Origin of the sequence: Hydrogenophaga sp. (assembly GCF_051007235.1) — a bacterium.
GTDB lineage: Bacteria > Pseudomonadota > Gammaproteobacteria > Burkholderiales > Burkholderiaceae_C > Hydrogenophaga.
On the sequence record NZ_JBPCSJ010000374.1, the window covers coordinates 1 to 10,830 of the forward strand.

8 protein-coding genes are annotated in these 10,830 nt (G+C 69.1%); 2 read left to right on the forward strand and 6 right to left on the reverse strand.

Going from position 1 to position 10,830, the window contains the following annotated elements; genetic code table 11:
- The 6 genes from ACR2JA_RS13370 to ACR2JA_RS13395 all read right to left on the reverse strand — a co-directional run.
- A partial coding sequence (locus ACR2JA_RS13370) for a BON domain-containing protein (protein ID WP_434009571.1) occupies positions 1 to 630 on the reverse strand: 630 nt, incomplete at its 3' end.
- Positions 631 to 634: 4 nt separating this feature from the next.
- Positions 635 to 1,621: a type VI secretion system-associated protein TagF gene (gene tagF, locus ACR2JA_RS13375; protein ID WP_434009572.1), complete on the reverse strand. Its 987-nt coding sequence runs from the start codon at positions 1,619 to 1,621 to the stop codon at positions 635 to 637.
- A 1-nt stretch (position 1,622) separates the two neighbouring features.
- Entirely contained in the window at positions 1,623 to 5,492 is a 3,870-nt protein-coding gene (gene tssM, locus ACR2JA_RS13380; RefSeq protein WP_434009573.1) for a type VI secretion system membrane subunit TssM, read from the reverse strand.
- 79 nt (positions 5,493 to 5,571) lie between these two features.
- On the reverse strand, positions 5,572 to 7,086 hold the full coding sequence (locus tag ACR2JA_RS13385) for a hypothetical protein (RefSeq protein ID WP_434009574.1): 1,515 nt from the start codon (positions 7,084 to 7,086) through the stop codon (positions 5,572 to 5,574).
- A 91-nt stretch (positions 7,087 to 7,177) separates the two neighbouring features.
- Positions 7,178 to 7,444, reverse strand: coding sequence for a PAAR domain-containing protein (locus ACR2JA_RS13390; protein ID WP_434009575.1), 267 nt, complete (start codon positions 7,442 to 7,444; stop codon positions 7,178 to 7,180).
- 69 nt (positions 7,445 to 7,513) lie between these two features.
- Positions 7,514 to 8,395 carry a M15 family metallopeptidase gene (locus ACR2JA_RS13395; RefSeq protein ID WP_434009576.1) on the reverse strand — a complete coding sequence of 294 codons (882 nt, stop codon included), beginning with the start codon at positions 8,393 to 8,395 and terminating at the stop codon, positions 7,514 to 7,516.
- A gap of 244 nt (positions 8,396 to 8,639) precedes the next feature.
- On the opposite strand from ACR2JA_RS13395, the gene ACR2JA_RS13400 reads away from it, so the two are divergent.
- Entirely contained in the window at positions 8,640 to 9,515 is an 876-nt protein-coding gene (locus ACR2JA_RS13400) for a hypothetical protein (protein ID WP_434009577.1), read from the forward strand.
- A 33-nt stretch (positions 9,516 to 9,548) separates the two neighbouring features.
- A partial coding sequence (locus ACR2JA_RS13405) for a type VI secretion system Vgr family protein (RefSeq protein WP_434009578.1) occupies positions 9,549 to 10,830 on the forward strand: 1,282 nt, incomplete at its 3' end.

The following is a 10,830-nucleotide window of genomic DNA, read 5'->3' on the forward strand; positions in this document are numbered from 1 at the left end:
GGTGTGGCCGATGACCTGCACCTTCTTGCCCCCCAGCGCCTTGAGCACCGGCACCAGTTCGTCCAGCACCTGGCGCCCCACCGGCGTGAGCACCGCGCTGCTGGATTCGAATTCCACGATCTTGCCGTCGAGCACGCTGTCGATGCGGGCCTGCGGGGCCTCGCCAACCGAGAGGCGGTTGTTGACGGTGTAGGTCGGGTTGAGGCTGGCGCTGAGGTGGGCGGCGATCTTCTCCCGGGTGGCGGTGCTGTCGGCCTCGCCCACCAGTTCCACCGCGTTGCCACTGATCTTGAGGTGCCCGCGTTGCACGCTCTTGAGGTCGACCGTGACCAGTTTCTTCACGTTCTCGGCCCAGTTGGGCGGCGCCGTGGTGGCCGCCACGCCCAGCTGGTCCACCACCCGCTCGCGCCCGTACACCTCGCGCACCTTGGCCAGGATGGCCTGGCGCGTGGCTTCGTCAGGCACCACGCCCGACACCACCACCGGCCCACGGTTGGCGGGTGTGGCAGACGCATCGCTCGCCGGGACCGGCGGTGCCGCCGGCACCTGCGCCAGGGCCGCGCCAGAGAGGGCCACACACAGGGCAGCGGCACAGCCCGCGCGCAGCAGACGGTTTGGAATGGACTTCATGCGCTCAGCTCCCGAGAAAGGCTTCTTGAAAAGAGATCAGCACCTGCGCCAGCGACATCTGGGGCATGAGCAGGTAGCTGGAGAGTTTTTTGAGGGCGTAGTCGTTGGCCACATACGGCTCGACCCAGGGCGATGCGTTCAGCGAGATGAAGACGCTGTCGGTCACGCGCGGATCGAACAGGCCCTGCAGCACGTTGGCGGCACCGGCCGAGAAACCGATCATCAGGCTGGGCCGGTGGTTCAACCCGCGCGGCAGGAACAGCGTGAGGTCGTACGGGCTGCGGGCGAGAAAACGCGAGACCACATCCATCCAGAACGTGGCCACCGCACAGCGGGCGAAGTCTTCGCGCGGCAGCGGCAGGCACAGGCCTTTTTCGATCGGCTGCCCCACGCTGTTCATGACCGGCTGCAGCAGCAGCCCCAGCGCCAGCAGGATCTGCCGCACGTCGGTCGGGGCGCCGCTGCCACCCAGGTCTTGCACCAGGGCCTCCAGCGTGGTCGTCTCCAGAAAGCGCTGGTACCGCTGGCGCACCTCGGGTGCCAACAAAGGCGCGGGCACCTGCGCCTGCCCCAGATCGCCCAGCACGGCGGGCACATCGTTCTCACTGGCCTGTCGCGCCTTCAGAGCCGCGCCGGACAGGTGCTCCCAGGCGGGTTGCAGCATCAGCGGCCCCAGGGCCAGCAGGTCGCCGCCGTTGCCCGACTCGATGGCGCAGGCCGTGAGGAACGGGAAACGGCGGCCCGACAGGTCGGCGCTGGGCACGATGTGGCCCGCCACCGCGGTGTGGCGGTGCGGGCTGACCATGGCGAAGTGCGCCGCGTCGGCCTGGTCGTAGATCGCCTTCCAGTGCGCGTCTTCTGCCATCAGTTCGATGCCCGAACTCAGCCAGCGGTCCAGCGACTGGATCAGCGCCGGGTGCGAGGCACTGCGCACGAAGTCGCCCCGGCCGGGCAACTTGCCGAAAAACAGCATGGGCAAGGTGTGGCTCATGTCACTGCCCCGCTGCGGTGGTGGAGGTGGTCGTGGGAACAGCCGGGCCGACCCCACCGGCGACCGCCGCGGTCACCCCGGGCACGGCCGGACCGCCGGCGATCTGGGCCGGCAGGCTCAGGCCCAGCAGACCGCTGGAACCGCGCGCCTGGCCCTCGCCCGAGGACTGCGCCGTTGCACCCGGCTGGGAAATGATGCGCAGCTGCACCGTGACCGAGAACCCATCCTTGCTCCAGGTCAGTTCGTTGGTGCCGTCGGCGGCCTTGCTCTTCTTGGCCGCGGCGAACAGGCGCTCCAGGCCAAATCGGCCCGGCTCGTTGAAGATCTCGATGGTGCGGCCGTCGTTGGTGGTGGCGCTGACCCGTGCGCCCGGCGTGCCCGCGGGGTTGGGCCAGAAGAAGTTGGTCCAGGCCGCGGCCATGTTGCGGTAGCGCAGCGTCTGGCCGTCGATTTCCAGCGAGTACTCCAGCAAGCCCGGTGCACCGGCCGGCAGCACCTGGAACACGGTCTGCGAGGCGCTCGCACCGCCCGCCGCACCGGCCGATGCCGCCTGAGCGCCGCCCGAAGCCCCCTCCAGCGGCGCCACCCAGACCGGGAAACCGCGCACGAAGTCGTCGCCCAGGCGGATGCCCACATCCGCCCAGGTACGCGCCACGATGGTGTCGCCCCGGCGCACCACCAGCGCGCCCAGCCCCTCGTTGGCGAACTTGGCGATGGCCCCTTCTGCACCGAAGATCTTGGCGATCTCCGACGGCGCGGATTCGATTTTGGACGTCTTGTCGAACGGGTACTTGTTCGACAGGTTGCGCACAAACGGCTCGTGCACCTGCGCCACCCAGATGCGGTTGAGCTCGGTTTCCACCGGGCGTGTCATGACGCCAAAAGCCTGCACCAGCGGGCGCACCAGCAGCGGCCGCAGCGAGGCGCGCGCCTTGTCGGACATGCCCACCAGCATCTGTTCGTCCACGTACTTGAGCACCGTGGCCAGCTCCGAATTGCCCTCGTTCAGGGTGTCGGCCATGAGCGCCTTGACGGCCGGCCCCGGGTCGCCCTGGTTCTTGATCTGGTTGAACTTGGAACGCACCTTGCCCAGTGCGTCCAGGTAGCCTTTCATCAAGGTGGGGTTGTTGTCGCGGGCCATCATCACCCGCTGCAGAGCGGCAAACTCCTTGCCGATCGGCCCCATGGGAATCGCCGCCTCGCCCGCCGTGAGGTTGACGTTCACCTCCACGCGCGACGGTGCCTGGCGCAGGATGGTCTGCTTGAACCAGGTCATGAACCCCGCCTGGGTGCGGCCCAGCCGCTCGTTCAGGATGGACGGGTTGTCCCACGAGGTCTGGTCGTACAGCGCCTCCATCAGCTGCTTGACCGGCGAACGGTTCGCATCGCCGAGCTGGTCCATGTGCTTGACCGCGTCGTCGAAGCTCTGGAACTCCACCACGTTGATGCCCTGCAGGAAACGCTGCCACTCGGCCACGTACTCCTGCTTGTACATCTCGGTCAGGGTCTTGCGGATCTGGTCCGGGCTGCCTTCGAGCGAGAGGTCGTCGCGCGACGAGGTCTTGAGCACCCAGTCCACGCTCTGCAGCTCTTCGTTGGCCGCCTTCTTGAAGGCCTCTTCGATGTAATCGTTCCAGGCCTCCCTCGTGAAGGTGCCGGGGATGGCGTAGCTGCCGGTCACCGACTGGAGTTCGCGGTCGCCCACCAGGCGCCCCACGGTCACGGGCGGGAAGCGCGTGGCCGCGCGCGCCTTGATGCCGCTGTACACCCGCTCGCGCGCCGGCATGCCGCGCACCACGCGGCGCAGGTTCTCACGCGTCTGGTCCACCAGACCAAAGTTGTTCTGCACCACCGGGAAGTCGGGCGACTGCAGGTTCTCCAGCGAGAACGAGATCATCTGCTCGGCGCTCTGAATCAGACGGTCGGTGGGCATGGAGCCGCGGTTCTGCTCCAGCCAGCTGCGCCAGAAGCGCGAGATCTGGTCCGCCAGATGGCCCGACTCCATGTACTGCTTGTCACCCAGCATCAGGTAGGTCTTGAGCGCGTTGTAGGCGTCCTCCACGTTGGTGGACGAGGCCTGCACAAAACCGTCGCCAGCCGGCGCCGCCGTGGCGGTCTGTCCGGCGCCCGCGCTGGCCGTCACCGACACCACGGCAGACTCCGGCGGCTTGGTCATGGGCTGCAGCTTGCCGGCGTTCTGGTTCACCTCGGCCAGGTACTTTTCCAGGTTCGCCGTCACCGGGTCCAGCATCAGCTGCTTGACGCCCTGGAAGTACTCCGCGCGCAGCTTCTGCTCGATCGCGTCGCCCTGGTACAGGCCCAGGCTGACCGACCAGGGCCGGTCCTCGCGCCACTTCTCCAGCTGGCGGATGCGGTCCTGCAACACATCCATCGCCTCCAGGCGCGAGACCAGATCCACCCGGTCGGCCTGCAGTTTGAGCGCCTTGTCCAGATCGGCGGTCGCCCCCTCCACCAGCTGGCGGTTGCCCACGTAGGCCGCCCCCCAGCCGGCCAGGGCCACGGCCAGGGTCAGCACGGCCAGGCCGAAGGTCAGCGCCCGCAGGCGCAGCTTGGTCTTGCTGGTGTACTGGCGCACCAGGTTCTTGTCGGCAAAGATGACCTTGGAAAACAGCTCCTTGAGGAAGAACGGCTCGCCGATGTGCGCCACCTCCGCGGCGGCGGCACCGGGCGGCGTCAGCTCGAACTGCTCGGTCATCGACTGGTTGACGCGGCTGAACGCCTCGCCCTCCTGCACCGCGCTGGTGAAGTAGAAGCCACGGAACACCGGCTGGAACTGGTAGGGGTTTTCCTCGAACAGCGTGGCCAGGAACGATCGCAGCGTCGGCTTGATGGTGGCGAATTCGAGCGGGAACGACAGGATGCCCGGCGCCAGACCCTGGCCGCGGTTGAGCGACATGGTCGAGAGCATCTGCTCGGTCAGGCCTTCGCGCAGTTCGTCAAAGTGCTGGTCGAACTGCTCCACCACGTCGGCCTTTTGCTCCGGGTCGTAGGGCAGCGTCGCGCCCCAGACCTTGCTGCGCTCGCGCTCGTCGTAGGCGTCAAAAAAGGCCTGGAAGCCGGGAATCAGGTCGGCCTTGGTGAACAGCACATAAACCGGCGCGAAGATCTCCAGCGTCTCGGTCAGCTCCTGCACGCGCTGGCGCAGGTTCTTGGCCAGCTGGATGGCCGCGTCCGGCCGCGAGCCCGAGAGCTCGGCCACACTGACCGCGATGATCACGCCGTTGATGGGCGCCTTGCTGCGGTGCTTCTTGAGCAGGGACAGGAAGGCCATCCACTCGCTGCGGTCCTCCTCGTGCACCGAATAGCGGCCCGCCGTGTCCAGCAGGATGCCTTCGGTGGTGAAGAACCAGTCGCAATTGCGGGTGCCACCGATGCCCTGGATGATGTTGCCCGCGTTGTCCGCGAACGGGAACTTCAGCCCCGACTTGACGACTGCCGTGCTCTTGCCCGCGGCCGGGTTGCCGATCACCATGTACCAGGGCAGCTCGTACAACGCCGAGCGGCCGGTGGTCTGACCCAGTTTGGACGTCTTGATGGTCTTGACCGCCTCGCCCATGCGCGAGCGGATGGCGTCGAACTCCGCCTGGTGTTTGCCCGGCGTGAACTTGCGCGCGTCTTCCACGTCGTCGTCGATGGCTTTTTCCAGCGCCTGGCTGGCGCGCCACGCGCGCCAGCGACTGAAAGCCCAGACCAGCCCCCAGACCAGCAGGATCACCGCCAGCGCGATGCCGGCGTAGACCAACCCGACCTCGATGGCGCTGGCCCCCAGGAACAGGAACGCCACCAGCGCCACGATCCCGATCACGCTCAGGGTGCGCATGTCAAACACGATGGACCAGAAACGATTCATTGCTTGCTTTCAAAAATGCCAGGACCCCGCGCCGACGGCGTGGGGTCTTTGTGTGTGTGTGTTGGCCCTGGCCACCGGGTCAGGCAGCTGCGGCATCGCTCGCGCTCGGGGGTTGCAGCACCAGCGCCATGCGCAGGTGCGGGTCGGCCATGCCGAGTGCCAGCGTGGGTTTGTTGACGGCCTTGACCGCCTCGGCCGTGGCCGCCAGCACCACCAAGGCACTGGCCGCGCCGGTGTGGCCGGTGACCTTGCCCAGCAGGCGCATGTCTTCCACCGGGTCCAGGTGGTGCAGCGCTTCCACGGCCATGCCGTACAGCTCGGCGCTGCGCTGCGAATGCAGATCGGCGTCGCACACCAGCATGCCCAGGTCCGCCGCGGCGACCTGGGCCGCAGACAGCGCCTGTTCCAGCGCCTGCGCCAGTTCGCGGTGCCCCACCCGGCCCGGTGATTCGATGGGCTTGTCGCGTCGCAGCAGCGCGGGCCGGTGCAGCCGCACGGTCTGCAGGTCCAGATCGGCCGGTGGCACCCAGTCGGCCGGCGCCAGCAGCAACGCCGCCGCCGCTTCGCCCGGGATGCAGCCCCCCGGGCGCGTGGTCGCGTCGTACAGGCGCTGGGTGGTGGTCAGCGTGTCCACGCGTTCGGGCGTCAGGTCGCTGTCGCAGGCGGCCACCAGCAGCCAGGGAGCGCGGCCGGCGCCGTGGCTCATCTGGTCGGCCCGCCACCACAGCTCTTCACCGCTGCCGGCCAGGCTGGTCACGGTGACCGCATAGCCGTCCGCCAGACCGCCCGGCGCGTCCGGCTCGCCCTGCAGGCAGCGTTCGGCCCAGGCGCGGCCCAGCGCCTGATCGGCCGCCGACCAGTGCGCGGGCCAGCCCAGCAGCACCCGCAGGCCGGGCAACGGCGGTCGCTGGGCAGGGGGCAGACGGTCGATCGACGCGCCGCCGTCCTCCAGCGCGTTGCGCTGAGCCAGGTGCAAGGCTTGCAGCCAGTCGCGCTGCGCCTCCAGCAGCGGCTTGAGCGCGGCCAGCGCGCGCAGCACCTGTTCGCCCGGTTCGTTCGCCGGTCCGTCGGCCAACCGTTTGTGCACCGCCGGCCACAGGGCGTCGAGTTCGGCGCGCACCGTGTCCAGGTCCAGCGCCTGGTCGGTCATGCGGGCGCACAGCACCGGCAGGCCCTCGTCGTTGGTGAGTTCCGGGTCGGGGCGGGGCAAGGGCTTGCCGGCCGCGGCGGCCTCCAGCACATCGCCCGCCTGTTCGCCCGCCACCGTGTGGGCCTGGGCCAGCACCAGTTGCACCGTCGCATGGCGCGCTTGCGCCTCGGCGCCACCGGCCCCCTCGCCCCCACCCGCGGGGGACACCGACGCGCCCCCCCCAGCGGCGGCGCTGGCAGCTGCCCGCGCCGCAGCACCGCGCTGCCAGGCCCAGCGCAGGCCCAGCAAGGCCAGCGCGACGGCCAGCGGCAGCACCCCCAGGTACAGCACCAGGTCCGACACATCGGCGCTGTGACCCGTGCGCTGCCACCACCACAAAACGCCCACCCAGGTCAGGCAGCACACCGCCACCAGAAAGGCCAGGGCCCGAAAAAACGTGCTCAATTGAAAAGACTTCCTGTACCGACGCACCGGCGCGTTGCCGGGCGGTCATGTCACATGGGAGCCAGCGGTCCGCGCCAGCCCGACGAAGCAGTCAGTCGACCGCGTTGGCCTGCGAAGACAGGAGCGTGGCGCCGCAGGCGGTCTTGTCGCCATGCCGCGCGGCGGGCTGCCCGTCGATGATGCAGGTCGGATCGCCCGAGACGATCACGGTCGTGCCCCCGTGCCCGCGCTTGGGGCAGGTGACCTGATCGCCCACGCGGGCGATCGGCTTGCCATCGACCGTGCTCACCGGCGAGCCTTGCACCACCACGCCGCCGTGGCTGGTCTGGTCCCCGATGAGGATGAATGGTTTTCCCATGTTCTGACTCCCTTGAATACCGATACCTCTGCCGGCGTGGCGCCCGGGAGGGCGCACTGCCGCTGTCCATCAATACGCGTAGCCGACCGCTGGCGGCGCCTCTTGTGCAGCGCGCCGCAGCACACCCGGGCGCCGCAGCTCGACGTGCCCCAGGTCCTTCAGATTTTTCCAGCCGCCCCCCCAGGTGAGGCCCAGCGACGCGGCCACTTCGCCGTACAGCTCGTAGCCCCGCATCGCCCAGGGGTCGCGCTCCGAAATCACCACCTGCCCCATGCGCATGAAGGCGCTGTCGGCCGCCAGACCAAACTGGTGGTAACTGCGAAACGCGCCTGCCTGGGTCACGTGCCCGCCCATGGCGGCCAGCTGTTCCTGGCGCTGCGGGCTGCGGTAGCCCTCCAGCAACACCATCTCGTAACCGTGCTGCTCGCGCATGACGCGGAACACCATGAGCAGGCGCTGGGCGAACTCCGCGTCCAGCAAGGCCCAGTCGCGGCTGGCAAAGCGCACCATGGGACGCGCCAGCTCCACCTCGCGGGTGGTGAACACTTCGGGCGGCAAGGGGGCCGGGGGCGTCAGGCGCTCGCCGGCCAGCAGGGCGGCGATGCGCTCGTCCCGGATGCGCACATCGGTGTGGTCGAAGGTCTCGATCTGGTACCAGTGGCGCCAACCCATGGCAAGCAGGGGCAAGACCACCAGCACCGCCAGCGCCGCGAGCACAACCCACACATGGCGCGCCAGCCAGGCCACCACGGACAGCCCCAACCGCTGGCCACCACCGCCGGCTTGGGTCAGGCCCTGCTGGCTGGCCTGCTGCGCCCGCCGGAACCATTGCGACAGACGGTCCGCCCCGCGTCGCCAACCGTTCAGGGCGACCGCACGGGTCCCGGGCAGGAACACCAGTGCCAGGCCTGTCGAGACCAGCACAAAGTACCCCCCAAGAACCCAGATCATTTCCACAAGCAGTATTTTGAACTATCCCGACACCGCTTTTTGACGCTTCAATAGGTCTTCTTGAGTATGCCAAAATCCTCAGGTCAGCCGTCGGCCCGGGCACAGCGCCGGGCACACAACAAGTAAGGGGGGATTGCCCATGGGCACATCCGAAAACAAGATCAGCCGAGCACCTGAGGCACTGTCACGCCCCAGTCTGTTGAGCACGGGTGCGCCCGGCGCGGATCACAACATCCTGGACGCCATGCCCGGCCGCAGCGCGCGCGCCGAGGCCACCCCCCGTCCGCAGCGCCAATGGTGGTGGTGGCTGCTGCCCTTGCTGGCCGCGACGGCCTGGGGCATCTCGACCCAGCTGACCCGCCCCCCTGCCGTGCGCCCGGCCCCCACCGCATCGGCGGTGCCACTGGCCAGTCCGGCGGCGGCCAGCGCCATGCCGCAGGCGGCGTCTGTTGCGACGGCACCTGCAAGCCCCAGCGCGCCCCCAGCCGACCCGACGGCCACTGCCCCCGCGCCCAGCGCGTCGACCGATCCTTTCCAATCCCTGGCTGCGGCTACTGCGCAGAAGCCGGCCACGCCAGCCCACAGCCCCCAGACCCATCCCGTGACCGGGCTGCAAACCCGCGTGGACGCCCCCCCTGCCCTGCCAGCGCAGCCAACGCCCCGGGCGCAGCCCACATCCAAAAGCACGGTGGCAGAGAAAAAATCCGCCGACCCCAAAACCAGGGCGGAGACCTCGCCGGCCGCGCCGTCGCCCAACAAGGCCACCACCACAGCCGCACGCAAGGCATCTGCCCCGTCCAAGGCTGAAGCCCAGGCCAGCGCGACCACGCCCAAACAGGCCAAGCCCACCGCCAACGCCCATGCCGGCAGCCGAGATCCCGATGTGGAGCTGCTCAACGCCATCATGAAACACCTGGGCAACGGCCAAGCGGCCGCCTCGGCGACCGGGCCGACCCGCTCGCCCCAAACGATCGCCGAGCTGGTCAAGTCCTGCCGCACCAAAGACGCCATCGAAGCGCTGATGTGCCAGCGCCGCATCTGCGAAGGCTCGTGGGGCAAAGCCCAGGCCTGCCCGATGGAGCAGGCCCCTAAAGCGGCCAGGGCCGCGCCGCCCGCCTGAGCCCCCCCAAACGCCCCACCCGCGCGCCGCCCCATGCCAGTGACCGAATCCATCCAACACGCGCTGCAGGACGCCTTCAGCGCCTTGTTCAGCAGCGAAACACGCCTGTACCGCCTGCAATCCGACGGCGAGGCCAGCGGCCTGCTGGTCGAGAGCTGGAGCCAGCGAGAAGCCCTGAGCCAGCCCTGGGAACTGCAGATCTCGGCCCTGTCGACCTCGGCCGGCCTGGACCTTCACGCGCTGCTGGGTCAACGCGTCGATCTGCTCACCACATTGGCCGACGGTCGCAGCGAACACCCGCGCAGCGGCATCGTCACCGCGGCCAGCGCGCTGGCCGCGGACGGCGGGTTTGCCCGCTACCGGCTCACCGTGCGGCCCTGGCTGGCCCTGCTGGCGCACGGCGCGCGCAGCGCGGTCTGGCAGGAGAAGTCGGTGGTCGAGATCGTCGACAGCGTCTTCGGCGCCTACAGCGCCCACGCCGCCTGGGTCTGGAGCCCCTGCGCCAGCCAGCACCTGGCGCAAAGCCACCAGGGCGGCCTGCGCAGCACCACCGTGCAGTACCGCGAGAGCGATCTGGCCTTTGTCTCGCGCATCCTGGCGCGCGAAGGTCTGATCTACCGCTTCGAGGTCGACAACGCCACTCCGCTGGGTCACAAGCTGGTGATCCTGACCGACACCACCCAGGCGGCGAGCACGCCCGAAGACGCCACATCCTCAGCGGCCAGCGGCATCCGCTTTCACCGCGCTTCGTCGCAGGAGCAGCAGGACGCCATTCAGGTGCTCGGCGGCCTGCGCCAGCTGCAGGCGGCTGTCTCCAGCACCGTGGTGTGGGACTACAAGCGCAAGCAAGGCGTGGCCGCCAGCGTGCCCACCGCCGCGGCCTTTGCCGGGCCCAACGCGCCGCGCCTGGTCCAGTTCGAGCCCGAGGCCGATTACCGCTTTGCCGACGAAGCCGACGCCCAGCGCGCCATGACCCTGGCCCAGCAGGCGCTGGAGGCACGACACAAGACCTGGCTGGGCCGCTCCACCGTGCGCACCTTTGGCGCCGGCACCCGGTTCCAGCTCACGCAAAGCACGCTGGACGTGCTGGCCGCTCTATCCGTCGGCGGGTCCGGCGGTGGCTCGGGTTCGGACCAGACGCGTTTTCTGCTGACGGCGGTGGTGCACGCGGGCATCAACAACCTGCCCAAGGATCTCTCAGCCCGCATCGCGCAGGCCCTGGACTCGGCAGATCCAACCGACGAACAGCAGGCCCCGTTGGCCGACTGGGTCGCCCCCGAAGTGGCCGAGCAGGCCCGCAAGAGCGGCTACGGCA